Source organism: Blastococcus brunescens, assembly GCF_035320885.1.
In the GTDB taxonomy this organism is placed as follows: Bacteria; Actinomycetota; Actinomycetes; order Mycobacteriales; family Geodermatophilaceae; genus Blastococcus_B; species Blastococcus_B brunescens.
Window position 1 is genome coordinate 3957290 of the sequence record NZ_CP141261.1, and the last position, 26175, is coordinate 3983464.

General features: G+C 73.8%; 32 protein-coding genes and 4 pseudogenes. 13 read left to right on the forward strand and 23 right to left on the reverse strand.

Annotated elements, in window-relative coordinates:
* Positions 1 to 60: 60 nt before the first annotated feature.
* Positions 61 to 1602 carry an NAD(P)/FAD-dependent oxidoreductase gene (locus U6N30_RS26605; protein WP_324274628.1) on the reverse strand — a complete coding sequence of 514 codons (1542 nt, stop codon included), beginning with the start codon at positions 1600 to 1602 and terminating at the stop codon, positions 61 to 63.
* 152 nt (positions 1603 to 1754) lie between these two features.
* The gene (locus U6N30_RS26610) at positions 1755 to 2486 is read right to left on the reverse strand and encodes a hypothetical protein (RefSeq protein ID WP_324274629.1); all 732 of its coding nucleotides are present in this window, start codon (positions 2484 to 2486) and stop codon (positions 1755 to 1757) included.
* A 295-nt stretch (positions 2487 to 2781) separates the two neighbouring features.
* On the opposite strand from U6N30_RS26610, the gene U6N30_RS26615 reads away from it, so the two are divergent.
* From U6N30_RS26615 to U6N30_RS26625, 3 genes are read left to right on the forward strand one after another with little or no spacing between them, the layout of a single operon-like run.
* Positions 2782 to 3672, forward strand: a complete 891-nt coding sequence (locus U6N30_RS26615) for a DUF4062 domain-containing protein (protein ID WP_324274630.1) — start codon at positions 2782 to 2784, stop codon at positions 3670 to 3672.
* Positions 3588 to 4772, forward strand: a complete 1185-nt coding sequence (locus U6N30_RS26620) for an ATP-binding protein (RefSeq protein WP_324274631.1) — start codon at positions 3588 to 3590, stop codon at positions 4770 to 4772. Before U6N30_RS26615 ends, U6N30_RS26620 begins: the two co-directional genes overlap by 85 nt.
* On the forward strand, positions 4757 to 5362 hold the full coding sequence (locus U6N30_RS26625) for a hypothetical protein (protein WP_324274632.1): 606 nt from the start codon (positions 4757 to 4759) through the stop codon (positions 5360 to 5362). The genes U6N30_RS26620 and U6N30_RS26625 overlap by 16 nt, the downstream gene beginning before the upstream one ends.
* Here the strand turns inward: U6N30_RS26625 and U6N30_RS26630 are convergent.
* A complete protein-coding gene (locus U6N30_RS26630) occupies positions 5359 to 5892 on the reverse strand; it encodes a phosphodiesterase (RefSeq protein ID WP_324274633.1) in 534 nt (177 codons plus the stop codon). The genes U6N30_RS26625 and U6N30_RS26630 overlap by 4 nt on opposite strands.
* 394 nt (positions 5893 to 6286) lie before the next feature.
* Here U6N30_RS26630 and U6N30_RS26635 point away from each other — a divergent pair, with 394 nt between their 5' ends.
* From U6N30_RS26635 to U6N30_RS26645, 3 genes and pseudogenes are all read left to right on the forward strand, one after another.
* Positions 6287 to 6499: a hypothetical protein gene (locus U6N30_RS26635; protein ID WP_324274634.1), complete on the forward strand. Its 213-nt coding sequence runs from the start codon at positions 6287 to 6289 to the stop codon at positions 6497 to 6499.
* A 209-nt stretch (positions 6500 to 6708) separates the two neighbouring features.
* Positions 6709 to 7572, forward strand: coding sequence for a transglycosylase domain-containing protein (locus U6N30_RS26640; RefSeq protein ID WP_324274635.1), 864 nt, complete (start codon positions 6709 to 6711; stop codon positions 7570 to 7572).
* A 179-nt stretch (positions 7573 to 7751) separates the two neighbouring features.
* Positions 7752 to 8540 (forward strand): annotated as a pseudogene (locus U6N30_RS26645) (penicillin-binding transpeptidase domain-containing protein); the annotation flags it as partial.
* A 353-nt stretch (positions 8541 to 8893) separates the two neighbouring features.
* On the opposite strand, the gene U6N30_RS26650 reads toward U6N30_RS26645, so the two are convergent.
* The 6 genes and pseudogenes from U6N30_RS26650 to U6N30_RS26675 form a co-directional block, all read right to left on the reverse strand.
* On the reverse strand, positions 8894 to 10027 hold the full coding sequence (locus U6N30_RS26650) for a GMC family oxidoreductase (RefSeq protein ID WP_324278482.1): 1134 nt from the start codon (positions 10025 to 10027) through the stop codon (positions 8894 to 8896).
* 244 nt (positions 10028 to 10271) lie between these two features.
* A pseudogene (locus U6N30_RS26655) lies at positions 10272 to 10370 on the reverse strand (NAD(P)-binding protein); the annotation flags it as partial.
* Positions 10363 to 11694, reverse strand: a complete 1332-nt coding sequence (locus U6N30_RS26660) for a class I adenylate-forming enzyme family protein (RefSeq protein ID WP_324278483.1) — start codon at positions 11692 to 11694, stop codon at positions 10363 to 10365. The pseudogene U6N30_RS26655 and the gene U6N30_RS26660, both read right to left, overlap by 8 nt.
* Positions 11691 to 11984: a hypothetical protein gene (locus U6N30_RS26665; RefSeq protein WP_324278484.1), complete on the reverse strand. Its 294-nt coding sequence runs from the start codon at positions 11982 to 11984 to the stop codon at positions 11691 to 11693. Before U6N30_RS26665 ends, U6N30_RS26660 begins: the two co-directional genes overlap by 4 nt.
* Positions 11985 to 12219: 235 nt before the next feature.
* Positions 12220 to 12504, reverse strand: a pseudogene (locus tag U6N30_RS26670) (MBL fold metallo-hydrolase); the annotation flags it as partial.
* 126 nt (positions 12505 to 12630) lie between these two features.
* Positions 12631 to 12915: a hypothetical protein gene (locus U6N30_RS26675; RefSeq protein WP_324274636.1), complete on the reverse strand. Its 285-nt coding sequence runs from the start codon at positions 12913 to 12915 to the stop codon at positions 12631 to 12633.
* A gap of 84 nt (positions 12916 to 12999) precedes the next feature.
* Between U6N30_RS26675 and U6N30_RS26680 the strand changes: the two genes are divergently transcribed.
* A complete protein-coding gene (locus U6N30_RS26680) occupies positions 13000 to 13152 on the forward strand; it encodes a hypothetical protein (protein WP_324274637.1) in 153 nt (50 codons plus the stop codon).
* Between the two features lie 47 nt (positions 13153 to 13199).
* On the opposite strand, the gene U6N30_RS26685 is transcribed toward U6N30_RS26680, so the two are convergent.
* From U6N30_RS26685 to U6N30_RS26715, 7 genes are all read right to left on the reverse strand, one after another.
* On the reverse strand, positions 13200 to 13571 hold the full coding sequence (locus tag U6N30_RS26685) for a M23 family metallopeptidase (RefSeq protein WP_324278485.1): 372 nt from the start codon (positions 13569 to 13571) through the stop codon (positions 13200 to 13202).
* Between the two features lie 4 nt (positions 13572 to 13575).
* The gene (locus U6N30_RS26690; protein ID WP_324274638.1) at positions 13576 to 14595 is read right to left on the reverse strand and encodes a coiled-coil domain-containing protein; all 1020 of its coding nucleotides are present in this window, start codon (positions 14593 to 14595) and stop codon (positions 13576 to 13578) included.
* A 152-nt stretch (positions 14596 to 14747) separates the two neighbouring features.
* Positions 14748 to 14933, reverse strand: coding sequence for a hypothetical protein (locus U6N30_RS26695; RefSeq protein WP_324274639.1), 186 nt, complete (start codon positions 14931 to 14933; stop codon positions 14748 to 14750).
* Entirely contained in the window at positions 14927 to 15100 is a 174-nt protein-coding gene (locus U6N30_RS26700) for an ATP-binding cassette domain-containing protein (protein ID WP_324274640.1), read from the reverse strand. The genes U6N30_RS26695 and U6N30_RS26700 overlap by 7 nt, the downstream gene beginning before the upstream one ends.
* Positions 15078 to 15563: an ATP-binding cassette domain-containing protein gene (locus U6N30_RS26705; RefSeq protein WP_324274641.1), complete on the reverse strand. Its 486-nt coding sequence runs from the start codon at positions 15561 to 15563 to the stop codon at positions 15078 to 15080. Before U6N30_RS26705 ends, U6N30_RS26700 begins: the two co-directional genes overlap by 23 nt.
* Positions 15560 to 16549: an ABC transporter permease gene (locus U6N30_RS26710; protein WP_324274642.1), complete on the reverse strand. Its 990-nt coding sequence runs from the start codon at positions 16547 to 16549 to the stop codon at positions 15560 to 15562. The genes U6N30_RS26705 and U6N30_RS26710 overlap by 4 nt, the downstream gene beginning before the upstream one ends.
* 79 nt (positions 16550 to 16628) lie before the next feature.
* On the reverse strand, positions 16629 to 17606 hold the full coding sequence (locus tag U6N30_RS26715; protein ID WP_324274643.1) for a sugar ABC transporter substrate-binding protein: 978 nt from the start codon (positions 17604 to 17606) through the stop codon (positions 16629 to 16631).
* Between the two features lie 143 nt (positions 17607 to 17749).
* On the opposite strand from U6N30_RS26715, the gene U6N30_RS26720 reads away from it, so the two are divergent.
* The 3 genes from U6N30_RS26720 (at position 17750) to U6N30_RS26730 (ending at position 19289) form a co-directional block, all read left to right on the forward strand.
* On the forward strand, positions 17750 to 18394 hold the full coding sequence (locus U6N30_RS26720) for a Glu/Leu/Phe/Val dehydrogenase dimerization domain-containing protein (protein WP_324274644.1): 645 nt from the start codon (positions 17750 to 17752) through the stop codon (positions 18392 to 18394).
* Positions 18395 to 18399: 5 nt separating this feature from the next.
* Positions 18400 to 18969 carry a Rossmann-fold NAD(P)-binding domain-containing protein gene (locus tag U6N30_RS26725; RefSeq protein ID WP_324274645.1) on the forward strand — a complete coding sequence of 190 codons (570 nt, stop codon included), beginning with the start codon at positions 18400 to 18402 and terminating at the stop codon, positions 18967 to 18969.
* Between the two features lie 95 nt (positions 18970 to 19064).
* Positions 19065 to 19289: a DUF3073 domain-containing protein gene (locus U6N30_RS26730; protein WP_324274646.1), complete on the forward strand. Its 225-nt coding sequence runs from the start codon at positions 19065 to 19067 to the stop codon at positions 19287 to 19289.
* A 100-nt stretch (positions 19290 to 19389) separates the two neighbouring features.
* Here the strand turns inward: U6N30_RS26730 and U6N30_RS26735 are convergent, their stop codons facing one another.
* From U6N30_RS26735 to U6N30_RS26750, 4 genes and pseudogenes are all read right to left on the reverse strand, one after another.
* On the reverse strand, positions 19390 to 19734 hold the full coding sequence (locus U6N30_RS26735; protein WP_324274647.1) for an AIR synthase-related protein: 345 nt from the start codon (positions 19732 to 19734) through the stop codon (positions 19390 to 19392).
* Between the two features lie 106 nt (positions 19735 to 19840).
* Entirely contained in the window at positions 19841 to 20461 is a 621-nt protein-coding gene (gene purM / locus U6N30_RS26740) for a phosphoribosylformylglycinamidine cyclo-ligase (protein WP_324274648.1), read from the reverse strand.
* Entirely contained in the window at positions 20458 to 21210 is a 753-nt protein-coding gene (locus tag U6N30_RS26745; protein ID WP_324274649.1) for an amidophosphoribosyltransferase, read from the reverse strand. Before U6N30_RS26745 ends, purM begins: the two co-directional genes overlap by 4 nt.
* Before the next feature lie 224 nt (positions 21211 to 21434).
* Positions 21435 to 22043 (reverse strand): annotated as a pseudogene (locus tag U6N30_RS26750) (amidophosphoribosyltransferase); the annotation flags it as partial.
* Positions 22044 to 22250: 207 nt separating this feature from the next.
* On the opposite strand from U6N30_RS26750, the gene U6N30_RS26755 reads away from it, so the two are divergent.
* Complete coding sequence (locus tag U6N30_RS26755; RefSeq protein WP_324274650.1) at positions 22251 to 22463, forward strand: hypothetical protein; 213 nt, start codon at positions 22251 to 22253, stop codon at positions 22461 to 22463.
* A gap of 30 nt (positions 22464 to 22493) precedes the next feature.
* Here the strand turns inward: U6N30_RS26755 and U6N30_RS26760 are convergent, their stop codons facing one another.
* The 3 genes from U6N30_RS26760 to U6N30_RS34665 all read right to left on the reverse strand — a co-directional run bounded on the left by U6N30_RS26760 (position 22494) and on the right by U6N30_RS34665 (position 24353).
* On the reverse strand, positions 22494 to 23108 hold the full coding sequence (locus U6N30_RS26760) for an MBL fold metallo-hydrolase (protein WP_324274651.1): 615 nt from the start codon (positions 23106 to 23108) through the stop codon (positions 22494 to 22496).
* A gap of 157 nt (positions 23109 to 23265) precedes the next feature.
* Positions 23266 to 24150, reverse strand: coding sequence for an S-(hydroxymethyl)mycothiol dehydrogenase (locus U6N30_RS26765; RefSeq protein ID WP_422677984.1), 885 nt, complete (start codon positions 24148 to 24150; stop codon positions 23266 to 23268).
* Entirely contained in the window at positions 24126 to 24353 is a 228-nt protein-coding gene (locus tag U6N30_RS34665) for an alcohol dehydrogenase catalytic domain-containing protein (protein ID WP_422677985.1), read from the reverse strand. Before U6N30_RS34665 ends, U6N30_RS26765 begins: the two co-directional genes overlap by 25 nt.
* A gap of 203 nt (positions 24354 to 24556) precedes the next feature.
* Here U6N30_RS34665 and U6N30_RS26770 point away from each other — a divergent pair, with 203 nt between their 5' ends.
* Together U6N30_RS26770 and U6N30_RS34670 are read left to right on the forward strand one after the other, a co-directional pair.
* Complete coding sequence (locus tag U6N30_RS26770) at positions 24557 to 25972, forward strand: OFA family MFS transporter (protein WP_324274652.1); 1416 nt, start codon at positions 24557 to 24559, stop codon at positions 25970 to 25972.
* Positions 25973 to 26048: 76 nt separating this feature from the next.
* Entirely contained in the window at positions 26049 to 26114 is a 66-nt protein-coding gene (locus tag U6N30_RS34670; RefSeq protein WP_422678148.1) for an MFS transporter small subunit, read from the forward strand.
* The last annotated feature ends 61 nt before the right edge of the window (positions 26115 to 26175 follow it).

Sequence of the window (26175 nt, forward strand, 5' to 3'; positions counted from 1 at the left end):
ACCCACCGCCCATGCCGGCCAATCCGCGAACACCTCCATCGGGTGACCGCGGCCTCACCGTCAGCGCGCGGCGCCGGCGAGCTCGGCGAGGTGTGCGTGCACCAGCGTGACCGCCAGCGCTCCCTCCCCACGGCGGAGGCAACGCGCTTGACCGACCCGGCCCGCACATCGCCCGCGGCGAACACCCCCGGCAGGCTCGTCTCCAGCAGCGCGGGGGCCGGTCCAGCGTCCAGGGGCCGGCGGCTCCTCGGTCAGCAGCTGCGCGCCCGTCAGCAGGAAGCCCCAGCGGTCACGCGCCAGGGCGCCGCCCAGCCAGTCGGTCCGCGGTTCGCTCCCGATCAGCACGAACAGCACGCCGGCCTCGACCGTCTCGGCGCCGGTGTCCAGGTGGCGGATGGTGAGCGTCTCCAGGAAGTCGCCGCCCGCGCCGCCCACGACCTGCACCCGTGGCCGGACCTCCACGTTCGGCAGCGCGTCCAGCTCACGGATCAGGTAGTCCGACATCGTGTCGGTCAGCGAGCTCCGCCGGATCAGCACCGTGACCCGGTCCGCGTACCGGGACAGGTGCACCGCCGCCTGGCCGGCCGAGTTGCCGCCGCCGACGACGAAGACGTGCCGGCCGCGCATCGCCGGTGCCTCGCTGACGGCGGCACCGTAGAACACCCCGCGCCCGGCGAGCGCCTCCAGCTCCGGGACCCCGATCCGCCGCCACGCCGCACCGGTGGCCACGACGACCGTCCGGCTGACGACCGCGGCACCGTCGCTGAGGTTCAGCCGGAGCATCCCGTCGTCGGCCACCACGCCCTGCGCCGAGCGCATGAAGTGGAAGGTGCTGCCGAAGGCCCACGCCTGGAGGTAGGCGCTGAAAGCGAGCCGGTTGCCGCTGATCCCCGTCGGGAACCCGGGGTAGTTGCGGATCAGCGAGCTGGTCCCCGCCTGTCCACCGATCGCCTCGGGCTCCAGCACCAGGGTGCGCAGACCTTCCGACGCCGCGTAGACGCTGGCGCCCAGCCCGGCCGGTCCCGATCCCACGACGACCAGGTCGAACACTGCATCGGGGTCCAGCGGGGTCAGCAGACCGAAGGCGTCCGCGATGTCGAGGTCGCTGGGGTCCTCCAGCACCGGACGCTCCGGGCGGAACCGCAGCTGGACGACGGGCAGCCGGGGCTCCTCCAGGTGCATCCCGGCCAGCATCGACCGTCCGTCGGCGGAATCGCAGTCGTAGAAGCCCAGCGGGATCCGGTTGCGAGTGAAGGTGTCCCGGAGGTGCTGGGCCCGCTCGGACCAGCGGTCCCCGATCATCCGCACCGCCTCGAAGCCGCCTCCCTGCCGGGCCGACCACTCGTCGAGCACCTCGGTGACCGCCCGGTGGAACTCCTCGTCACCGACCACCTCGGGCACGTACAGCCACCGGTCGAGCTGGCCGAGGGTGACCGCTTCGAAGATCGGCTGGGCGGTCGCGAAGTCGCCCCACCGGACGACGGCGACCGCCATCGAGCCGGGATGCTCCCGGTGCAGGCCGCGCAGCGTGGCCAGCCCGTCCGGGTCCGATCCGCCCATCCCGCCGAACAGCGCCGCCACGGGCAGCTCGAGCGAGCGCAACCGCTCGCCCGCATCCGCCGGGTCGGCGCACGCGATGATCCCGTAGTCCCGGCCGTACCGGCGGTCGAGCTCCCCGTCACCGTGTCGCGCGCCTGGTCGTCCCGGGTGACGACGACGAGGACCGCCCGCAGCGCCTCGGCCATGCCCTGTCCTCAGTCCCGTCCGGGCCGCGCGGCACCCGCCGGCGCGATGCGCCAGCCGGCCGCGCCGGTTCCGACGACGCCCACTGCCATCGCGACGAAGATCCAGGCGGCCGGGCGGTCCCGGTCGAGGATGTCCGGGAAGCGCGCCACTGCGACGAGCACGAGCAGCCCGAAGACGGCGTAGGCGATCGCCGCGGTGCGCAGCCGCCGCAGATCCCCGGCCACCGCCGCCAGCGCGGTCGCCAGGCCGAACGCCACCAGCCATGCGGCCACGACGCGGGCGGTGAACGGTGGCATCTGCCACGGCCACACCGACTCCGCCGTCGTCGGTCGGACGTAGATGAGCGCGCCCACGACCAGCAACACGGCCGACTCCACGGCGAGCGCGAGGCGTAGCGCCACCGGGACCGGGTGCCGCGGCGGCGGGTCATCGCCGGGCATCCGCTCCTGGTGGACGAGCAGGACCGCCATCGCCACCGGCACGACGACGTACACGGCCAGCCAGAACCACGCCGCGCCCCTGGCGAGGAGGTCCAGGCTGCCGAAGTCGTCGTCGAAGTGCATGCGGTCGACGTGCATGAGCGTCGCCACGAGCGTGAGGACGACGAACGCGAAGATCGTCAGCACCGGGACGCGGCTGTGCGCCCACACCGGGTCCCGCAGCGACAGCACGACCAGCACGAAGCCGGCCGCGTACCCCGCGCCGATGAACGCCGCGGTGAGCGGGGCTGGATCGTCCACGCGAACGTCTCGGAGGTGTTCTCGGCGAGCACGAACAACGCGCCGGTCGCGAGTGCGGTCAGCACGGCGAATGCACCCAGCAGAGTGCGCATCCCGGCGTGCACCGGGCGGTGTCCACGCCGGACGTCGACGGTGGCGGGCGCAGGGTCCACGGGAAACCTCCCGTATCGAGCCCCCGTGCGCGGTGGTCGGGCGGGACGATCGAACCACCGCGCACGCCGGCTGTCACCGCCTTTGCCGCCCCCGGTGGTGTCCCTACACTCGCCTCCTGGCGATCCGGTGGACGGGAGGCCTCGTGGCCGGCGATCTCCGCGAGCCCGACGTCCCCGGGACGATCGCGACCCCTGACCGCCGGCTGCGGGTGTTCGTCTCCTCCACCCTCGAGGAGCTCGCCCCGGAGCGGGCCGCCGTCCGGGCGGCCGTCACCCGGCTGCATCTGACGCCGGTCATGTTCGACCTCGGTGCCCGGGCCCATCCACCCCGCCCGCTGTACCGGGCCTACCTCGACCAGAGCGACGTCTTCGTGGGCATCTACGGGGAACGGTACGGCTGGATCGCACCGGACATGGGCATCTCGGGGCTGGAGGACGAGTACGACCTCTCCGCCGGCCGGCCGCGGCTGCTCTACGTCCGCCGCGGCGCACCCGGCCGCGAGCCCCGCCTCGACGCGCTGATCACCCGGATGCAAGCCGACAGTGGCGCCTCGACCACCCCGTACGAGGACGCCGACGACCTGGCCGAGCGGGTGGCCGACGATCTGGCGGTCCTGCTCACCGAGCGGTTCGCCGCCCCCGGACACCTCCCTGCCGGGGCTCGCTGCCGGATGGCTGCCCACCCCGGCGACCGCCCTGGTGGACCGGCAGGCGGAGCGGGCGCTCGTCACCGGGCTGCTCCGGGATCCCGCGGTACGGCTGGTGACCGTGAGCGGCCCGGGGGCATCGGCAAGTCCCGCCTCGCGACCGCCGCCGCGCAGGAGCTGGCCCCCGAGCGGGACGCCGTCTGGTTGGTCGACCTCGAGGCCGTCGGCGATCCCGCGGACGTCCCGGGGCGATCGCGGCCGCGCTCGGTGTCGAGGCGGAGGGTCGCCGGCCGATCCTGGAGGTGGTCGCCGACCGCCTGGCCGGACGCCGGGTGCTGCTGCTGCTCGACAACCTGGAGCGGGTGCTGGCGAGCGCGGGCGAGCTGAGCGTGCTCCTGGCCCGCTGCCCGCGGACGCAGCTGCTCGTGACCAGCCGGAGCCTGCTGCGGCTGCGGGGGAGCACGACGTCCCGCTCGGCCCGCTCGCCGTCCCCCGGACGGCGGTGGGGACGTGCACGCGGAGGCGCTCCGGGCCCCGGCCGTCGAGCTCTTCGCGGAGCGCGCGCGGCAGGCCGACCCGGCGTTCGCCCTCGATCGGCGCACCGCGGGCGCCGTCGTGGACCTGGTCCGTCGTCTGGAGGGCTGCCGCTGGCCATCGAGCTCGTGGCCGCCCGGGTGCGCACCATGCCACCGGCCCGCCTGCTGCGGCGGCTGGACCGCACTCTGGACCTGCGGGCGGCGGAGGTCGACGTGCCCGACCGGCAGCGCACGCTGCGGGCCACGGTGGCGTGGAGCCACGACCTGCTCGACGACGACGCACGGGCGCTGCTGGCCCGGCTGTCGGTGTGCTCCGCGGGCGCCACCATCGACACCGCCGAGGCGGTCGGGGCCGTCGACGGGGACCTGGACGTCCCGGAGGTCCTGTCCACCCTCGTCGGGCACAGCCTGGTCGCGCCGACCGACACCGGGGAGGAGGAGCCGCGGTTCCGGATGCTGGAGGTGGTCCGGGCCTTCGCCGCCGAGCGACTTCGGGAGCGCGGTGAGGAGACGGCCACCCGCGAGCGGTGGGCCCGGCATCTCGCGACGGTCAGCGCGGCCGCGGGCGAGGGACTCTCCGGGCCCGACCGCCGGCTCTGGCTCGCCCGGCTCGACGCCGAGACGGCCGACCTGCAGGACGCGGTCCGCTGGGCGGTGGCCACCGATCGGGCCGGGCTGGCCGTGGCCCTCACCGCGCCGCTGGCGCGCTGGTGGTGGGCTCGCGGTCTGCTGGTGCCGATGGCCGAGGTCGCCGAGCAGACCGCCCGGCTGCCGTCCGCGGCCGACCTGTCCCCCGACTCCGCCGCCCTTCTCCGGTGGGCCTGCGGCACCATGCGGATCGCCCTGGGGCGGGTGCGGGAGGCGGCGCCCCTGCTGGCCACCGTGGTGGAGGACGCCCGTCGGCACGACGACCCCGGCTGCTCGGCCTCGGCCTCGTGGCGCTGGCCATGACGCGCCCTGCCGCCGATCCCGGTCTGCCGGCAATGTACGAGGAGGCGGTCGCGGCGCTGCGGCGCAGCGGCGACACCTGGTCGGTGGCCTTCGCCCTCGTGCCGCACGGCGACGCCGCGCTGCTGTCCGGCGACGTGGCCGGAGCCGTCCGCGCGCACGAGGAGGCGCTGGGGCTCGCCCGGCAGCTCGGCGACGAGCACCTCGTGGCGACGCTCCTCGACCAGTTGGGACTCGACGCGCTGATGGCCGGGGACGCGGCCGGGGCACGTGCACGGCTGGCCGAGGCGGCGGCGCTGCACCGCGCAGCGCAGGACCGGGAGGGCCTGGCCTACTGCCTCGACGGGCTGGCCGGCCTCGCGCTGCTCGAGGGCGACGCTGGGATCGCGGCCCGGCTCCGCGGCGCGGCCGACGCCCTGCGCGTCGCGCTCGGGATCGCCGTGTGGCCCATGCTCCGCCCGCTCGTCGACCAGCTCGCCGACGGCATCCGGGACGCGCTCGGGGATGCCGCGGAGCGGGCCGCCCGCGCGGAAGGGGCCGCGGCCGATCCCTGGAAGCTGCTCGACTCCGGTCTGGCCGTCAGCGCCGCCTAGCGGCTCGCCGCGCGCGCCCGGGCGTAGGCCGGCGCCCGGAACCGGGCCATGGGGCCGTCGGCCACCAGGCCCGGTGGCGGATTGTGGACGGCGTCGAACCGGACGTCGGGATCCAGCGGGGACGACGGCGCCGTCAGCGCGAGTCGGGCGAACGGCTGCCACTCGCCGAGGCCGTGCGCGGCCGCGAGGGTGAAGCACAGCCCGTCGTGCGCGGCCACCTCCCGGGCGAGCGGACGTGGCTCGGAGGGCAGGTGGGCGACCTCGGGGAAGGCGGCCAGTCGCACGGTCCCGGCGTCGGAGCGGTAGCCCATGATCGAGGAGTGGACGGCCGCGGCGTCGCGCCGCAGGACGGGGACGAACCGGGTCACCCGCCCCTCGCCGGTGGTGCTCAGCAGCAGATCGACAGGGCTCCCGTCCCCGGGCACCCGGACGGCGAGGCCGAGCAGGTCCGGCAGCCGGGCGGGGAGGCCCGCTCCGCGCGAGAGCCGAGCCACCCCGCGGTCGGTCCCCGGCTCGTCCAGCCAGGGCACCCCCACTCGACGGAGCTCCCGCGCCGTTCCAGGACCGCGTCGAACACCGCGCCCCGCGGGTGCATCGGCTTGCCGCCGCGCCAGCGGGCGATCGCCCCCAGCGGCACCGCCACCAGGACACCGGCTCCCCGCGCCACCGCTGTTGCCCGTCGTCCTCCGGTCCCCACGAGGCGCTCCTACCCCGGGATGCGCCGGCGAGACACGGCTGCGACCCCGCCCCCGTCGGCCGGGGGCAGCGGCGCGAGCAGCAGGCCCGGTGGCGGGTCATGCCGAGCCGGCGCCCTGCGCCCCCGCCGTCAAGCGGCTAATGGTGCGCAAGCCACCGCCGATCTTCGGTGACATCTGCCGGAGCGGGTCGCTGACACGGATCGGTCCCCCGCAATACGTTGTGCCCATGCTCTCCACGCTCCTGGTCATCGGCGGTGTCCTGGTCGGACTCCTGGTCCTCCTCGCCCTGATCGTGAGCCTCAGCGGCCGGCCGCAGACCCGCGCCGCCGGCACGCCCGCGCGGACCTCCTCCTGGGTCGTGGACGCCGGACGCCCGCACCCCGACGCCTGGTCGCCCCTCTCGGCCACCACCACGAACGAGATCCCCGCGATCCGCTGACCCCGACGTCCCGGCGGCTGCGCGCACGCGCCGCCGGGACGATTCGGTAACGCCTCGGTCACGCATTCAGGAACCGCTGTTCCGGAACGTCTGCTGAGCGCAGGATGACGCCAGCACCCTGACCTCAGGCGGCGTCAGGACGGACGAGGTGGTCGATGGCGGGCGGACCGGACCGACCCCGGCTGCGTGCCGCCAGACTGCTGCTGTTCGTGGCCGTCCCTCTCGCAGGAGCACTGGTGGCCGCGCTCCTGCTCCCCTGGTTCCTGGGTCCCGGTCTCGTCGTCCGGTCCAACGCCGACCTGCTCGCGCCGTTGCCCCTCGAGCTCGGCGAGAGCACGCCGGCGGGCATGTCGACGGTCTTCGCCGCCGACGGCTCCCCGATCACGCACTTCTACCGGCACAACCGGACCCCGGTCCCCGCCGAGGCCATCGCCGAGGTGATGAAGCGGGCCCTGGTCGACATCGAGGACTCGCGCTTCTACGAGCACCGCGGGCTGGACGTCGAGGGCACCACCCGGGCCCTGATGCGCAACCTGATGGCCGGCAGCGTCATGGAGGGCGGCTCGACGATCACCCAGCAGCTGGTCAAGCAGACCCTGCTGCAGACGGCCGGAACGGCGGAGGAACGGCTGGCCGCCACCGAGGAGAGCATCGGCCGCAAGCTCCGCGAGGCCCGGCTGGCTCTCGCCCTGGAGCGCCGGTACTCGAAGACGGAGATCCTCACCCGCTACCTCAACATCGTGTACTTCGGCCGGGGCGCCTACGGCGTCCAGGCCGCGGCCCAGCGGTACTTCGGCGTCAGTGCCGCCGACCTCACGCTGCCGCAGGCCGCGATGCTCGCGGGCCTGGTGCAGACACCGGCCAACGACGACCCCGTGGCCAACCCGGAGGGGCGCGGATCCGGCGGGACCAGGTCCTGCAGCGCATGCACACGCTCGGGCACATCACCGACGAGGAGCTGGGCGCCCATCTCGGCCAGCCCGTCCAGGTCGCCCCCACGGACCCGCCACGCAACGGCTGCGTCGACGCGGTGGTGGGGGCGTTCTTCTGCGACTACCTGCAGCGGCACCTGACCGGGACGCTCGGGCTCACCCAGACGCAGCTGGAGGAGGGCGGCCTCATCATCCGGACCACCCTGCGACCGGATCTGCAGCTGGCCGCCGACCAGGCCGTCACGGCGAGCCTGGCCCTGGAGGACCCGCTGGCCGGGATGTTCACGGCCGTGGAGCCGGGGACCGGGAAGGTCCTGGCCATGAGCGTCAACCGGCGGTTCGGCTACGACGCGGCCGATCCGACGCAGGAGTCGGTCAACCTCAACCTGGTCGCCAGCCAGGGCGCCGGGTCCACCTACAAGGTCTTCGTCGCCGCCGCCGCGCTCGAGCGCGGGATCCCGCCGTGGCACACGATCACCACCAGCGACCCCTACGTGTCCCGGGTGTACAAGAACGGCCGGGACCCCTACGTCGTGCACAACGCCGGGCGCTATCCGCCGAGGCTCGACATGACCGAGGCGCTGATCCGGTCGTCGAACACCTACTTCGTCGCCCTCGAGGACCAGCTCGGCAGCGTCGAGGGCCCGGTCCGGACGGCGCAGCGGATGGGACTGTTCTCCCTCGACCCCGTCGCCGACCAGGTCATCGGGGAGAACCGCGGCTCCTTCACCCTCGGGGCGGAGGCGACCAGCCCGCTCGCCCTCGCCAACGCCTACGCCACTCTCGCCGCCTCCGGGACCCACTGCACCCCCACGCCGGTGACCGAGATCCTGGACCGCTCCGGCGCACCGCTGACCGGCCCGGACGGCGCACCGCTGCCCGTCGGCAGCACCTGCACGCCAGAGGCGGTGCGACCCGACGTCGCGACCACGCTCAACCAGATCCTGGTCGGCGACACCGCCCTGCCGATCGGCACGGGCACCCGGGCCGCGATCCCGGGCCACCCGATCGCCGGGAAGACCGGCACCAGCCAGAACCGCTACTCGGTGGCCTTCGTCGGCTACACCCCGCAGTACGCGGCGAGCGTCATGGTCCTGAACCCGAAGCGGAACGAGGACCTCGGCGGGTACGGCGGCAGGCTCGCCGCGCCGATCTGGCGCGCCGCCATGCTGCCGATCCTGTCGGCCCAGGCGCCCGTACCCTTCCCGCCCCCGGGCATCCCGCTCGAGGACCCCACGCCGCCCCCGCCGCCGCGGCCCGCTCCACCGCCCCCGCGCGAGCCCGCTCCGCCGCCCCCAGCGAGCCCGCGCCGCCGGCGCCCCCGCCGCCGGACGCTGCCCCGGACGTCCCGGGCCCCGAGCAGCTGCCCGCCGAGCCGGATCCCTTCGACGACCCGGACTTCCCGTTCGGCTGATCCGCCGTCAGCCGGCGGTCATCAGCTCCGCTGCCCGCTCCCCCAGCATCACGGCGGTCGCGGCCGGCCCCTGGAGGTCACCTCCGGCATCACCGAGGCATCGGCGACCCGCAGGCCGGCCACGCCCCGGACCCGGAGCCACTGGTCGACCACCGCCCCCGGGTCGTCCTCGGGCCCCATGCGGGCGGTGCCCGCCAGGTGCACGGCGGTGGTCAGGTGCGTCCGCACCCAGCGGTCCAGCTCCGCGTCCCGATCCAGCACGGCGGGCGGCGGGCCACCGGGCACCACGAGGGGAGCGAGCGCCCCGGCCCGCAGGAGGGCGACCGCCAGCCGGACGCCGTCCCGCATCCTCCGGCGGTCGCTCTCCTCGGTCAGGTACCGGTACTCCAGGCGTGGCTGCTCACGCGGGTCGCCGGAGGCGAGCGAGAGCCGGCCGCGGCTCTCCGCGCACTGGAGCGCGACCCCGATCGCCGGATCGTCACCGGCCGGGGCCGCTCCGGTGATCGCGCTGAACGGGGCGAGCCAGGGCAGGAGCTCCAGGTCGCCGGGGCGGGCGGCCCCTGCGGACGTCGCGTGCAGGACCCCGTGCAGCGGTGGCCGGCCCGGTTCGAGCGGCACCGGGCGGACCGGCCGGAAGCCCACGTAGACCACCGGGTGGTCGGTGGCGCCCGCCCCGACCCCCGGCAGGTCGGCCACGACGGTCTGCCCCACCGATCGCAGCTCGTCGGCGGGGCCGATGCCCGAGAGCAGCAGCAGGTGCGGAGTGCAGACGGCGCCGGCCGAGAGCACGACCTCCGCGGCCCGCACGATCCCGTCCGTCGTCTCCACGCCCACCGCGCGGCCGCCGTCGACGACCACCCGGAGCACGCGCACCCCACCCCGCACGGACAGGCCCGGACGGCCGCGGCGGGGCGAGAGATAGGCCATCGCGGTGTTGATCCGCACGCCCTCGGAGACGGTGAGCGGCACCGGCCCGTAGCCCGGCGGGCCGTCGGCGTTCTTGTCCGGCTCCGCCGGGTGGCCGAGCTCGTCGGCGGCCGCGGCGAACGCGTCGGCCAGGGGTGTCCGGCGCGGGGCCGGACGACGGGCACCGGCCCGTCGGCCCCGTGCCCCGGCCGGTTCCCGAAGTCGGCGTCGGCCTCGAGCCGGCAGAACGCGGGGAGGACGGCGTCGTAGGACCACTGGTCGTTCCCCGCCGCGGCCCAGCCGTCGAAGTCCGCCCGCGTGCCGCGGATGAACGAGCCGGCGTAGAGGGCGCTCGAGCCCCGCTCACGCGGCCCCGCGGAACCCGGGTGTGCCGGCCGGGGACCAGCTCCGCCTCGAGGTCCCAGTTCGCCGGATGACCCGGCACGGAGGCGCGCATCATGGCGGGGTCCCGGAGCTCGGCCGGGAAGTCCTCCGGGTGCCGGTGGTCGGCACCCGCCTCGAGCAGGAGGACCCGTCGGCCGGCGTCGGACAGCCGGGCCGCCACCGCGCAGCCGGAGGTCCCGGCGCCGACGACGACGACGTCCCACGACTCAGCCATCGGCCCCGCCCGGAACGCCCGCCGACCCCAGCACGCCGGGCAGGTCGAGCCGGCGGACCTTGCCGGTGGAGGTGCGCGGGAGGTCGTCCAGCCGGTGCAGCGCCTTCGGCCGCTTCGCCGCCCCCAGCCGCTCGCGGGCCCACGAGCCGAGCTCACCCGGATCGGCGGTCCCGACGTAGGCCGCCACGACCCGCTGGCCCCACTCCTCGTCGGGCACGCCGAAGACCGCGCTCTCCACGACGTCCGGGTGCGCGTCGAGCACGGCCTCGACCTCCGCCGGGTACACGTTGACCCCGCCGGAGATGACCAGGTCCTCGCGGCGGCCGACCAGCCAGACCACGCCGTCGTCGTCCACGCGGCCGAGGTCGCCGACGGTGACCAGGTCACCCCGCCAGGCGGCCGCGGTCTTCTCCGGCGCCCGCCAGTACTCGAACCGGGCCCACGGCGGGACGGCGCACCACAGCTGGCCGCGCTCGTCGGTCTCCAGCCGGCGTCCGGGCCGGGCGCGCCCCACGCTGCCCGGATGCGCCCGCCAGTCGTCGGGTGAGCACACGGTGAACTGGGCCTCGGTGGAGCCGTAGAACTCCCAGACGCTGCCCTCTGGGGCTTCGTCGAGCACCGCCCGCTTGAGCGGTTCCGGGCAGGGGGCGCCGGCGTGCACGAGGCGGCGGAACGACGACCAGTCGTCCACGTGCCCGAGCAGGCGCTGGAGGTGGGTCGGCACGCAGAACGTCGTCGTCGGGCGCAGTGTGGCGATCGCCTCCACCGCCCGGCCGACGTCGAACGGGCCGGGCAGCAGCACCGCTCCGCCGGCCTGCAGGGTGTGGATCGCGAAGCGCAGGGGCGCGCTGTGGTGCAGCGGGGAGAGCACCAGGTGCCGATCGCCGGGCGCGAAGCCCCACAGCTCGATCTCCTCCGCCGCCAGTGCCCGGGCGGAGTCCTCCGCCAGGACGCCGGACCAGACGCCCTTGCGCCGTCCCGTCGTCCCGGACGTGTAGTGCATGGGGCGCGCGAGGGGAACGTCGGCGAGCTCGGCCTCGGCCGTCCCGGTCAGCAGACCGGCCGGGTCGGTCCCGGCGTCCAGCGCCGGGTCGGCGTCCTCTGCCAGGGCTGCCCGTTCGGCCGGTGGCAGGCCGGGATCGAGGACCACCGGCACGATCCCGGTGCGCAGCGCGCCGAGGACGACGGCGAGGAGCGCCGGCGAGGCGGTCGCGGACACCAGGAGCCGGTCACCCGCCCGCACCCCGGCGGCGGCCAGCGCGGCCGCCGCGCGACGCTGGTCCCGCTCGCTGTCGGCGGCCGAGAGGACGGGCACGTCGCTCATGCCAGGCGGACCGTGTCGTCCCCGGTCTCCTCCACCCGTCCCTCCGCGAGGAGCTTGTCCAGGGTCGCCCGCGTGGACTGCGCCGCGGCCGGCCAGACGGCGCGCGGCACCTCGGCGTAGATCTCGGCGACCAGCGCGTCGACGCCGGCCGGCCCCCGTCCGAGGACGGCGAGCAGCTGGTGCTCCCGGAACGCCCGGTGGGCCAGGTAGTACTCGAGCACCGCCCCCGGGTCCTCGGTGAGCTCCGGTCCGTGCCCGCAGTACAGGGCGTTCGGACCGAGGTCGTGCACCCGGCGCAGCGACTCCAGGTACGCGACGACGTCCCCTCCGGGTGCGTGACGACCGACGTGCCACGGCCCAGGACGTGGTCGCCGACGAGCACGGCGCCGGACTCCAGCCGGAAGGCCAGGTGGTCGCGGGTGTGCCCGGGGTGGCGACGACACCGATCGTCGTGCCGGCCAGGCTCAGGCGCTCCCCGTGCTCGAGCACCCGTCCGCCGGCCCCGGCCACCTCGGGACCGGCCGCGGCGACCGGGGCACCGAAGTGCCCGCCCCACGGGAGGGCGGCCTCCGCGTGGTCCCCGTGGTGGTGGGTGACCAGGACGGCGACGCAGCGCGCGTCCCTCGCGGCCAGCACGGCCTCGACCGCCGCGAGGTGCACCACGTCGTCGGGCCCGGGGTCGACGAGCACCGCCTGGCCGCTCCCGGGCTCACCGACGACGTAGGTGTTGGTGCCGTCGAGCGTCATGCCCGACGGGTTGGGTGCCAGGACGCGGGACACCAGTGGCTCCAGGTCCGCCGACCGGGCCATCTCTCCCGGGGCGGGCAGGGTCCACGAGGCGCGCGGGTCAGCCGGGGCGTCCACGTCGGGCACGCTATCGGGATGGCTGCACAGGTGCGCATCCGGCGACTAACCTCGCGGCCATGCGTCGATCCTTCACCGTCTGCCGCGGCGGCCTCTCCTCGCCGCCGCCGTCGTCCTGCTCACCGCCTGCGGAGGCTCCGACGACGAGGACTCGGCGTCCCCGGAGACGAGCGCTAGCAGCAGCAGCAGCTCCAGTGCCGCCGAGACGACCACCAGCGCCGAGCCCGAGAACTCCGAGTTCTGCACCGAGGCCCAGGCCGCCTTCGAGCAGGTCGAGCCGGCGTTCACCGGGGGCGGCGACGATCCCGCTGCCCTGGCCACGGCCCTGCAGCAGGCCGCCGACGACGTCCGCGGCATCGAGCCCCCAGCGAGCTCGAGAGCGACTGGGCGGCCCTGGCCGACGGCATCGAGCAGTTCGCGCAGGCCTTCGCCTCGGTCGACGTGACCGACCCCGCCAGCGCAGCCGAGCTCCAGCAGCGGAGCACCGAGATCATCGGGCAGCTGACGACGTCGGCGACCAACGTCCAGAACTACCTCGCCACCGAGTGCGGCCTCGGGGTCGACTCGACGGAGCCCGCCGCCCCCACCAGCTGAGCAATGGTCCCCCTGCCCAGCGGCAGGGGACCGCTCGGTGCCCGGGTTCAGCCGCCGCAGCCGCCGAGGTAGACGCCTCGTGCGTTCAGCCAGGGCACCGGGTTGATCTGCTGGCTGTACATCTGCCCGTTGCGGTGCACCTCGAAGTGCAGGTGCGGGCCGGTCGACTGACCGCGGTTGCCCACCTCGGCGATCACCTCACCGGCCGATACCCGCTCCCCGTAGGAGACGAAGTACCGGTTCACGTGCCCGTAGACGGTCACGTAGCCGTCGTCCCCGAGGATGTAGACGGCCTGGCCGAAGCCGGTGGCCGCGCCTGCCCGCTTGACCACCCCGGAGGCCGCGGCACGGACGGCCGTGCCGATCGGGGCGGCGACATCGACGCCGTAGTGGGTGACCCCCAGCGTGCGCCGTAGCAGCTGCTCACCCGGCCCGAGGTCGGCGCGACGTAGGACCCGCCACCACCACCGCCGCCACCACCGCCGCCGGCACCGCCGCCGCCACCGCCGCCGCCACCGCCGCCGCTGTTCGCGGCGGCGGCGGCCGCCGCCGCGGCCGCGCGCGCTGCGGCTTCCTGCGCGGCGCGGGCGGCTGCCGCCTCCTCGGCCTGCTTCTGGGCGACCCACTGCTGGTAGGCGTCGCGGGCGCCCTGCAGCTCCAGCAGACGGATCTGCGCCGCCTGGAGCTGCCCCTCGTACTGCGTCTTCTGCGCGGCCACCTGCTCGTAGGCCCCTGCTGGGCGGCCAGCTGGCGGTCGGCCGCGACCTTGGCCGCCTCGGCGGCCTCCTCCGCGGCGGCCATCTCGTCGCGGGCGGCACGGGCGGTGGAGTCGGCGTTGGCCTGGGCGACCTTCGCCACCTCGAGCTCGGTGAGCACATCGACCTGGTTGTCGGCCACGTAGTCGAGCATCGCGGCGTTCTGGATCAGCTCACCGGGGCCGGCCGAGTCCAGGAGGGCCGCCGTCGTGGACAGCTGCGAGCCCTTCATGTAGCTGTCCCGGGAGAAGAGTGCGATGCGGGCCTGGGACGCGGCGACGGCGTCGGCCGCGGCCTGCAGTTCCGCCGCGGTGCGGGCGGCGATCTCCTGGGCCTGCAGCAGCGCGTCCTCGGCCAGCATGTAGGCCGTCCCGGCGGCCTCTGCCAGCACGCCGACCTTCTCCAGCTCGGCTTCCGCGCCGGCGACGAGCGCGGCGATCCGGCCCACCTCGGCCGCAGCGGCGTCCTGCTCCGCCCGCGCAGCGCCCAGCTGGCCGTCGCTCGGGTTCGGCGGCGGCGCGGGCACGGCAGAGGCGGGCCCGGCGGTTCCCAGCAGCACGGCGCCGGTGACGACGGCCGTGAGGACGGTCCGTACGGGATGTGCCCTGCGGCCCACGACCGCCCGGCGGGCAGCCGGGCGACCGGGACCCGTCGGCGTCGCCGCTCGCGACGGTCGGCGCTGGAACATGGCTCGCTCCCTGGGGAAGAGGGTGGGCGTCAGTGCCCAGCGAGAGTCGCAGCATCACCATGAGTCACAAAGGCAACACGCGGAACAGATGACGCACCGTGGCCAGAACGATCAGTGACCGTCCCGCGACTGTCGGTATGTCGACATTGCGGTCAGGAGGTCGGGCGCTCCAGCTCGTGTGCCAGCTGATCGAGCTCTGCGCCGCCGGCCATGAGGCGGGTCAGCTCGTCCCGGTCCACGTCCCCCTTGGCGAACGACCCGAGGCTGCGCCCCCGGTTGAGCAGCAGGAAGCGGTCGCCCACCGGATAGGCGTGGTGCGGGTTGTGCGTGATCAGCACGACCCCCACCCCCGGTCGCGCGCCTGGGCCACGTACCGCAGGACCACCCCGGCCTGCTTGACCCCGAGCGCGGACGTCGGCTCGTCCAGGATCAGCACCCGCGCACCGAAGTGCACCGCCCGGGCGATCGCGACGGACTGGCGCTCACCGCCGGACAGGGTGCCCACGGGCTGGTCGGGGTCGCGCAGGTCGATGCCCATCTCGGCCAGCGCGCGGCGGGTGGTCTCCGCGCCGCGGCCGCGTCGAAGCGCCGGAACGGGCCCCACCCCGGGTCGGCTCGGCACCGAGGAAGAAGTTCCGCCAGATCGCCATCAGCGGGATCATCGCGAGGTCCTGGTAGACGGTCGCGATCCCGGCGTCCAGCGCATCCCGCGGCGCCCCGAACGACACCGGTTGCCCGTCGAGCAGCACCTCGCCCCGGTCCGGGCGGTGCACCCCGGAAAGGATCTTGATCAACGTCGACTTCCCCGCGCCGTTGTCGCCCAGCACGCAGGTGACCTCGCCGGCGCGCACGGTGGTGGTGATCCCGTCGAGCGCGATCACCGAGCCGTAGTCCTTGCCGACGTCGCGCAGCTCCAGCAGCGGCGGGGCTCCGGGTACGGCCACCGCCCCGCCCAGCGCCTCGCTCATCGTCTCGCCGCCTCGGCGTAGCGGCGGACCAGCCGGTTGGTCAGCACGGCGAGCAGCAGCATCGCGCCGAGGAAGAAGTAGAACCAGTCGGCGTCCCAGCGCAGGTAGGGGATGCCCAGCTGGGTCATGCCGAAGATCAGCGCCCCGAGCGATGCCCCGACGGCCGAGCCGAAGCCGCCGGTGAGCAGGCAGCCGCCGATGACCGCGGCCACGATGTAGATCAGCTCCTGCCCGATACCCGTGTTGGCCTGCACCGAGGTCAGCCGGACCGCCAGCGTCACGCCGACGAACCAGGCGGCGGCCGCCGTCGTCATGAACAGCGTGATCGTGGTGCGGCGGGCGGGGACGCCCACGTTGCGCGCGGCCACCTCGTCCCCGCCGGTGGCGAACACCCAGTTGCCGAAGCGGGTGCGCAGCAGCACCCAGGTGGCCAGCGCCGTGAACAGCATCCACCAGAGGATCGCCACCCGGAACTCGGTGCCGGCGATGCTCAGCCGCGAGCCGAACACCCACTCCGCCGCGGCGTACCCGGGCACGTCGTCGATCCCACCCACGGTGACGGTGCTGGTGAACAACTTGGTCAGGCCCAGGTTCAGGCCCTGGAGCATGAGGAAGGTGCCCAGCGTGATGATGAAGCTGGGCAGCCGGGTGCGGGTGACCAGCCAGCCGTTGAAGAAGCCGATCGCGAGGGCCACGACCAGGGCGACGGCGATCGCGACCCACAGGTTCTGCCGGAACTCGACGGCCACGATGCCCACCGTCAGCGCCGTCGTCCCGACCATGACACCGGCGGAGAGGTCGAAGTGGCCGCCGATCATCAGCAGCGCCACGGCGACCGCCATGATGCCCAGCGTCGAGGCCGGGTCCAGCCAGTTCGCCACGCCCCGCGCCGAGCGGAACACCTCCGACTGGACGGCGAAGAAGGTGAAGACGGCCACCGCCCCGATGAGCGCACCGAGCTCCGGCTTGACCAGCAGCCGGCGCAACGGGCCGGCCGCGGTCAGCCGCTCGTCGGCCCGCCCCCGGCCGGGGTCGGCGGCGCCCCGGCCGCCTTCTCGCGCGTGCTCAGCGCGTGCCGGCCGAGGCCAGGTCGGCGATCTCGTCGACGTTGCTCTCGTCGACGATCCCCGGGCCGGTGAGGACCGGCTGCCCGCCGCCGACGGTGTTGAGGTTCTCCGCGTAGAGCTTCAGCATCACGATCGGCAGGTAGCCCTGCTCGTACTGCTGCTGGTCGACCGCGAACGCGATGTCGCCCTCCTGGATGCCGCTGATGACGTCGGCGTTCAGGTCGAAGGTGGCCACCTGCGCCTCGGAGCCGGCGTCGGCGGCCGCTTCGACGGCCACCGCGGCGACGGCGGAGTTCAGGGTCAGCACCGCGTCGATCCCCGGGTCGCTCTGCAGCTGCGAGGTGATCGTCGACTGGGCGCCCTGCAGGTCGTTGATGTCGACCTGCAGGGACGTCACCGGGCTGCCCAGGCCCTCCGACGCACCCGAGCAGCGCTGCTCCAGCCCGATGTTGCCGGCCTCGTGGACGACGCAGAGCACGGTGGAGGCACCCGCGTCGGCGAGCTCGCGGCCGGCGCCCTGACCGGCGATCCCCTCGTCCTGGCCGACGTGCCCGATGGCGCCGAACTCGACCGAGCGCTCACCCCCGGAGTTGATGGTGACGACGGGGATCCCCGCGTCCACCGCCGCCTCGACCGAGTCCTGGAGGGCGTCGGGGTTGGCCATCGAGACCACGATGCCGTCCACCCCCTGGTTGACCGCCGCGTCGATGAGCTGCGCCTGGCGCTGCGGGTCGCCGTCGCTCTGGTAGTCCACCGACACCCCGAGGTCCTCCCCCGCCGCCTCGGCGCCGTTCTGCACGACGTCCCAGAACGCGTCGCCGGCCGAACCGTGGGTGATGACGGAGAAGGCCAGGTCGCCGGCCGCGCCGGTGCTGCCGGCGTCGTTCCCGCCCGACTCGCCGCCGTCGGTGGTGCACGCGGCGAGGAGCAGCGGCGCGGCCACCACGATCGACAGCAGACGGCGGGGTCGGGCCATGGGAGTCCTCCTGTGCTCGCGGGAGCTCCCTCGCCCCCGCCGGTTTCCGGGGAATCATGCCTCGCAGCGGCCGGGGCACGCCGATGGACCCGCGCACGATGCTCCGGACGGGCGACGGGTCCGGTGCGATCTACCCTCCTGGCGTGGAGATTCTGAGCTCGGGTCACGAACAGGTCGTCTTCTGCAGCGACGCCGAGTCGGGGCTGAGGGCGGTCATCGCCGTCCACTCCACGGCACTGGGCCCCGCGCTGGGCGGCACCCGCTTCTACCCCTACGCGAGCGAGGAGGCCGCGGTCGCCGACGCGCTGCGCCTGTCGGCCGCCATGTCGTACAAGAACAGCCTGGCCGGGCTCGACCTCGGCGGCGGCAAGGCCGTGATCATCGGGGATCCGGCCACCGACAAGACCGAGGCCCTGCTGCGCGCGTACGGCCGGTTCGTCGAGGCGCTGGGCGGGCGGTACCTCACGGCGTGCGACGTCGGGACGTACAACGCCGACCTCGACGTCGTGGCGCGGGAGACCCGGTTCGCCCACGGCCGGTCGGAGGCCTACGGCGGCTGCGGCGACTCCTCGGTGCTGACCGCGTACGGCGTCTTCCTCGGCATGCAGGCGGCGGCCCAGCACTGCTGGGGCTCGCGGTCGCTGGCCGGCCGCACCGTGGCCGTGGCCGGAGCCGGCAAGGTCGGCTCGCACCTGATCGGCCACCTGGTCGACGACGGCGCGGACGTCGTGGTCACCGACGTCGACCCGGCCGCCGTCGAGCGGGTGCAGGGCGCCACCCGCAGGTGAGGGCGGTGGCCGACACCGCGACGCTGGTGCGCACGCCGCACGACGTCTACTCGCCCAACGCCCTCGGCGGCGCCCTGGACGCCGACACGGTGGCGGCGCTGCCCTCCCGCATCGTCTGCGGCGGGGCGAACAACCAGCTGGCCACGGCCGAGGCCGCCGAGCAGCTGCGCGCTCGGGGGATCCTCTACGCACCCGACTACCTGGTGAACGCCGGCGGGGTCATCCAGGTCGAGGACGAGCGGCACGGCTTCTCCTTCGACCGGGCGAAGGCGAAGGCGGAGGGCATCTTCGGCGTCGCGCTGCGGGTGTTCGCCGCGGCCGACGAGGAGGGCGTCTCCCCGCCCTCGCGGCCGACCGGCTCGCGGAGGAGCGCATCAGCTCGGTGGGCCGGCTGGCCACCATCCGTCTCCCGCGCTGACGTCCGGCCGGTCGACAGCGGCCGGGCGATTCCACGGCGTTCCCGATGGACGCGCAACGGCCGCTCACCCGGCGGGAGGAGCCCGGCGTCGCCCTCGGGGGCGACGCCATGCCCGTCGGAGGGAGGGACGTGTGCTCCCCGCCGATCCGTGTCGTAAGGTTGGCCACGACATTGTCACTCAGTCGGGGTCGCCACGCGGGCCGTTCCAGCCCGGGGCTGGACTCCCGCACTCCGTAGCGAGGGGTCGAGCCGATGGGGCGCGGCCGAGCGAAGGCCAAGCAGACACGCGTGGCCCGTGAGCTCAAGTACAGCTCACCCAACACCGACCTTTCTGCCCTGCAGAAGGAACTCACCGGTGGCCCGTCGTCATACACCGCCCCTGCCCGGGCGACCGACGACGACGACGAGGAGGACGAGTACGCCGACCGCTGGTCGGACGGTGACGCGGACGACGACTGGGCCGCCAGCCCGCGTTGATCCGCTGACACCCAGCGCCTGATCGAGGACGCCGCAGGTCCGCCAGGAACTGCGGCGTCCTCGCCTGCGCGGCCAGCGGCCGTAGCTGGGCCTGCCGGCCTCAGCGGTAGGTGCCCTCCAGGCGTGCGCTCGTGCCGGCGCCGGCCCGGATCTCTCCGGCGACCCACGCCGGGACGCCGGCGGCGGCCAGCTGCGCGACAGCCGCGTCGGCGACCTCCGGGGCGACCGCGGCGATCATGCCGACCCCGCAGTTGAAGGCGCGCTCGGACTCCTCCCGCGGGACGCCGTGCTCCTCCATGAGCCGGACCGCGGCAGGCAGGGCCCAGGTGGCGCGATCGAGCACCGCCTCCAGTCCGTCGGGGACGACCCGCGCGGTGTTGCCGGCCAGCCCGCCGCCGGTGATGTGCGCGAAGGCGTGCACGCCCTCCACGCCGAGTTCCGTCACCAGCGCGAGACAGTCGCGGGCATAGATGCGGGTGGGCTCGAGGAGCTCCTCCCCAGCGGCCGGTCCAGGCCGGCCGGGACGGCGTGCAGGTCCAGTCCCGCGGCGCTCACCACCCGGCGCACCAGGAGTAGCCGTTGGAGTGGAAGCCGGACGACGCCATCGCGATCACCGCGTCGCCCTCGCGCACCCGCTCCGGGCCCAGGACGGCGTCGGCCTCGACCACGCCCACGGCCGTGGCCGCCAGGTCGTACTCGTCGGCGTCCATGAGGTCGCCGTGCTCGGCGGTCTCCCCGCCGACCAGTGCCGCACCGGCCTGGGTGCAGCCCGCGGCGATGCCGGTGACGATCGCGGCGATCCGCTCGGGGACGACCTTGCCGCAGGCGACGTAGTCCTGGAGGAACAGCGGCTCGGCACCGCAGGCGACCAGGTCGTCGACGACCATGGCGACCAGGTCGATGCCGACGGTGTCGTGCCGGTCCAGCTGCCGGGCCAGGGCGATCTTGGTGCCGACGCCATCGGTCGACGAGGCCAGCAGCGGCTTCCGGTACTTGGCCGTGTCCAGCGCGAACAGCCCGGCGAACCCGCCCAGCCCACCGACCACCTCGGGACGGTTGGTCCGCTCGACCGCCGCCTTCATCAGGGTGACCGCGCGTTCGCCGGCGTCGATGTCGACGCCGGAGGCGGCGTACGTGAACTCGCGGCTTCCCGCCGGGGCGACGTCGTTCATGGACGCCGGAGCGCGTCCTCGGCCCCACCGGGGACGCTGGCGCTACCGGCCTGCTGGCCGGTCCAGCCGCTCACGGAGCGCTGGTCGTCGCGCGGCATCGACGTGGACATGGCCATCGGCAGCGGCGTGCGCCCGATGCCCTCAAGCACGTGCTTGCCGAAGATCTCGGACTCTCCGAGCGGGATCGGGTACTCGCCGGTGAAGCAGGCGGTGCACAGCCGGTTCGCAGGCTGCTCCGTCGCCGCGATGAGCCCCTGCTCGGAGACGTAGCCGAGGGAGTCGGCGTTGATCGAGGCCCGCACGCCGTCGACCTCCAGGCCGTTGGCCACCAGTTCGGCCCGGCTGGCGAAGTCGATGCCGTAGAAGCAGGGCCACTTCACCGGCGGCGAGGCGATCCGGACGTGCACCTCCACGGCGCCGGCCTCGCGCAGCATCCGGATCAGGGCGCGCTGGGTGTTGCCGCGCACGATCGAGTCGTCGACGACGACGAGGCGCTTGCCCCGGATGACGTCGCGCAGCGGGTTGAGCTTCAGCCGGATGCCCAGCTGCCGGATCGTCTGACTGGGCTGGATGAACGTGCGCCCCACGTAGGAGTTCTTGACCAGGCCCAGGCCGTAGGGGATGCCGGATGCCTCGGCGTACCCGACCGCGGCCGGGGTGCCGGATTCGGGGACCGGGATGACCAGGTCGGCCTCGACCGGGTGCTCCTTGGCCAGCCGCCGGCCGATCTCGACGCGGGCGGCGTGCACGCCCGGCCGGAGATCGTGGTGTCGGGGCGGGCGAGGTAGACGTACTCGAAGACGCAGCCCTTGGGCTCGGCGACCGCGAAGTGCTGGCTGCGCAGCCCGTTCTCGTCGATGGCGATCAGCTCGCCCGGCTCCACCTCGCGGACGACGGAGGCGCCGACGATGTCCAGCGCCGCCGTCTCGCTGGCCACCACCCAGCCGCGCTCCAGCCGGCCCAGCACCAGCGGGCGCACGCCCTGCGGATCGCGGGCGGCGTAGAGGGTGTCCTCGTCCATGAACACGAAGCTGAAGGCGCCGCGCAGCTGCGGCAGCACCTCCATGGCCGCTGCCTCGACCGAGATGTCGGGACGGGCCGCGATCAGCGCGGTCACCAGGTCGGAGTCGTTCGTCGCGACGAAGGCGCCGGGCACACCGGCGTCGGCGGCCTTGCTGGCCAGCTCCGCGGTGTTGACCAGGTTCCCGTTGTGGCACAGCGCCAGGCCGGTCCCCGCCGAGGTGGTCCGGAACGTCGGCTGGGCGTTCTCCCACGTCGAGGCGCCGGTCGTGGAGTAGCGGGTGTGGCCGACGGCGATGTGTCCGCGCAGGCTGCCCAGGGTCGGTTCGTCGAACACCTGGCTCACCAGGCCGAGATCCTTGTAGACCACCACGGAGGCGCCGTCGGACACCGCGATGCCCGCCGCCTCCTGACCGCGGTGCTGGAGGGCGTACAGACCGAAATAGGTCAGCTTCGCGACCTCCTCACCCGGCGCCCAGACACCGAAGACGCCACAGGCGTCCTGGGGACCGGGATTCTGGGGGTCGAGGTCGTGCGTCAGCCGTCCATCACCGCGAGGCACCCCACGAGACTACCGGCGCGACGCCACCGGTCCCACCGCGGCGGAGTGTTGCCGGTCACCGGCGCGTCCGGCCGCCCCGGAACTCCGACCGGTGGTGAGGCGTTGGCACGGAATGGCAGCCAACGGGCCCGACCCGCGGGAATTCCTCGAGATGGCACAGCGGATGTTGCGCCAGTTCTTCGACGAGCCGCGTCGTGACGACGAGCCGTGGGCGGACGCGACGCGCCATGCCGCGCGGCGTCCCCCGAGCCCAGCCCCGAGGAGCGGCGGGAGAACCTGACCTTCGCGCTCGCGACGCGTGCCGTCGAAGCGCTCGAGGACATCGCGCTGAACGTCGCGGCCCTGCGCCAGCGTCTCGAGCGCACCGGCGCGGAGCCGCAGGACCGGTCGCCGGAGTCGGACGAGACGAACGGGCACTGACCGGCCCGGCGCCGATGTCCGCGCCGGCCGCTACGACGCCGGGACGTTGCCCAGTTCGACGCCGATCGTCGTGTCGTCACCGTGCCCGGTCCGCACCACCGTGTCGCCGTGCAGGCTCAGGAGCTGGGCCCGGATCGACCGCACGATCGTCGGGTGATCGCTGAACGACCGCCCCGTCGCTCCCGGCCCGCCGCAGAACAGCGTGTCGCCGGTGAAGACCGTCGTCAGGTCCGGGGCGTGCAGACAGGTGCTGCCCGGCGAGTGACCCGGGGTGTGCAGCGCGGTGAGCGTCGTCCCGGCGACCGTGAACCGGGTGCCGGGGGCAAGGTCCCGGTCCGGGGCGACATCCGGGTGGGTCATGTCCCAGAGCATGCGGTCCTGGTCGTTGAACCAGATCGGCGCGCCGGTGGCCTCCCGGAGGGCGGGCGCGGCCGTGATGTGGTCGTTGTGCCCGTGGGTGAGCACGATCGCGGTGACCTTCCGGCCGCCGATCGCCTCGACGATCGGCGCGGCGTCGTGCGGGGCGTCGATGACGAGCACCTCGTCGTCGTCCCCGACGAGCCAGACGTTGTTGTCGACGTCGAAGTCCTGCCCGTCGAGGGAGAAGACCCCGCTGACCACGACCTTGTCCACGCGTGCGCTCATTGCTCGACTCCGGACTCGTTCCACTCCTCGGTCCACGACATCAGTCGCCTCCGCGGTCGCTCCGCTCCTCGCTCGCTGGCGCTCGCTGTGATGCTCACTCCCTGTCGACTCCCGGCATCTCCCTGCGATGCTCGCTCGCCCGTCGTTCTCGCGCCGCTCACTTCAGGACCACCACGGACCGCAGGACCTCGCCGCGGTGCATCTTCTCGAAGGCCTCCTCGACGTCGTCCAGCCCGATCGTCTCGGAGACGAAGGCGTCGAGGTCGAAGCGGCCCTGCAGGTACAGGTCGACGAGCATCGGGAAGTCACGGCTGGGCAGGCAGTCTCCGTACCAGGAGGACTTGATGGACCCGCCGCGGCCGAAGATCTCGATGGCGGGCAGCGTGATCTCCATGTCCGGCGTCGGGACGCCGACCATCACCACCCGGCCGGCCAGATCGCGCGCGTAGAACGCCTGCTCGAAGACCTTCGGGTGCCCGACGGCGTCGATGGCGACGTCGACCCCGAAACCGCCGGTGAGCGCCTTGATCGCCTCGACCGCGTCGGTCTCCTTCGAGTTGACCGTGTGCGTGGCGCCCATGTTCTTCGCCCACTCCAGCTTCTGGTCGGAGATGTCGACGGCGATGATCGTGCTCGCGCCGGCCAGCTTCGCGCCGGCGATCGCGGCGTCACCGACACCGCCGCAGCCGAAGACCGCGACGGTCTCCCCGCGCTGCACCGCACCGGTGTTGATCGCCGCGCCCACACCGGCCATCACTCCGCAGCCCAGCAGACCGGCCGCCGTCGGCGGTGCGGCCGGGTCGACCTTCGTGCACTGGCCGGAGTGGACCAGCGTCTTCTCGGCGAACGCGCCGATGCCCAGCGCCGGGCTGAGCTCGGTGCCGTCGGCCAGCGTCATCTTCTGCGCGGCGTTGTGGGTGTTGAAGCAGTACTTCGGCTCGCCCTTGAGGCAGGCGCGGCACTCACCGCACACCGCCCGCCAGTTGAGGACCACGTAGTCGCCGACGGCCACGTTGCTCACGCCCTCGCCGACGGCGGACACGATCCCGGCCGCCTCGTGGCCGAGCAGGAAGGGAAGTCGTCGTTGATGCCGCCCTCGCGGTAGTGCAGGTCGGTGTGGCACACCCCGCACGCCTGCACGTCGACGACGGCCTCACCCGGCCCCGGGTCGGGCACCAGAATGGTCTCGATGCTCACCGGAGCGCCCTTGCTGCGGGCCACGACACCCTTCACCTCATAAGCCATGGCGAGAGCCTAGGGCGGCAGACATCGACCGGCCGGGCGGGTCCCGTGTGCATGCAGGTGATCACGTACCGGTATCGAAGGCATGTTGAACGCGCGAGTACCCGGACGGCGTCGTACCGTCCGACCGGTCGCGATAAACGTCACAGTGCGCGACCAGGTTGCGTCCAACCGGCCGCGCCGTTCCCGTCCTCGGAGGTTGTTCCGTGGCAGTACCCAGCTTCCTGGCACGAGAGCGCATCGTCGCTCGGCCGGGCTTCAACCGCTGGCTGATCCCGCCGGCGGCTCTCGCCGTCCATCTGTGCATCGGCCAGGCCTACGCGACCAGCGTCTACAAGACGGCGCTCGTCGAGCACTTCGACGCCAGCCTCACCGCGATCGGCATCATCTTCTCGATCGCCATCGTGATGCTCGGCCTCTCCGCCGCCGTCTTCGGCACCTGGGTGGACAAGAACGGCCCCCGCGCCGCCATGTTCACCTCGGCCGTGTTCTGGGTCTCCGGCTTCCTGGTCGGCTCGCTCGGCATCTACACCGAGCAGCTGTGGCTGCTGTACTTCGGCTACGGCTTCCTCGGCGGTATCGGTCTGGGCATCGGCTACATCTCGCCCGTGTCCACGCTGATCAAGTGGTTCCCCGACCGCCCGGGCCTGGCCACCGGCATGGCGATCATGGGCTTCGGCGGCGGTGCGCTGATCGCCTCGCCACTGTCCCGCCAGCTGATGAACTTCTACGACCCCGGCTACGACGGCACCGCCGGCACCGTGCCCAGCGGCAACTCCGTCGCCCTGCTGTTCCTGACCCTGGGCCTGGTCTACCTGGTCTTCATGATGTTCGGCGCGTTCATCGTGCGGGTGCCGGCGGCCGACTGGCGGCCCGACGGCTTCGACCCGTCGACGGTCAAGGCCAAGTCGCTGGTGACGACGGAGAACGTCTCGGCCAACAACGCGATCAAGACCCCGCAGTTCTGGCTGCTGTGGACGGTCCTGTTCTGCAACGTGACCGCCGGCATCGGCATCCTCGAGCAGGCCGCGCCGATGATCCAGGACTTCTTCCGCACCGGCGAGACCTCGACGGTCCTCGCCGCCACCGCCGCCGGGTTCGTCGGCCTGCTGTCGCTGTTCAACATGGCCGGCCGGTTCGTGTGGTCCTCGACCTCGGACTACATCGGGCGCAAGCCGATCTACATGGTCTACCTGGGCGTCGGCATCGTCCTGTACGTCATCCTGGCGACCCTCGGCAGCTCGGCCACCTGGATCTTCGTGATCACCGCCGCCATCATCATCAGCTTCTACGGCGGTGGCTTCGCGACGGTCCCGGCGTACCTGCGCGACCTCTTCGGCACCTACCAGGTCGGGGCCATCCACGGCCGGCTGCTGACCGCGTGGGCAGCCGCCGGCATCGCCGGCCCGCTGATCGTCAACGGTGTTCTCGACTCGCGGGGCACACCGGGTCAGCTCGTCGCCGGTGACTACCGGCCGGCGCTGTTCATCATGGTCGGGCTGCTGGCCGTCGGCTTCGTCGCCAACCTGCTGATCAAGCCGGTGGCGGAGAAGTACTTCGAGCCCAAGCCCACCGACGTCCCCACCGCTGCCGCGGCCCCCGAGAGGAGCACCGTCCGATGAGTTCCCCGAGTCGACGGCCGGCGACCAGCCGACCACGCACACCCCCACCGGCCTCATCGCGTTCGCGTGGGCCCTCGTGGGCGTCCCCTTGGCCTACGGGCTGTACAACACCGTGAAGGCGGCCGGCGCGCTCTTCGGCTGAGCCGGCACTCCCACTGGGCCCCGTCCGCTGCCAGCGGGCGGGGCTCAGTGCTGTCTGAGGG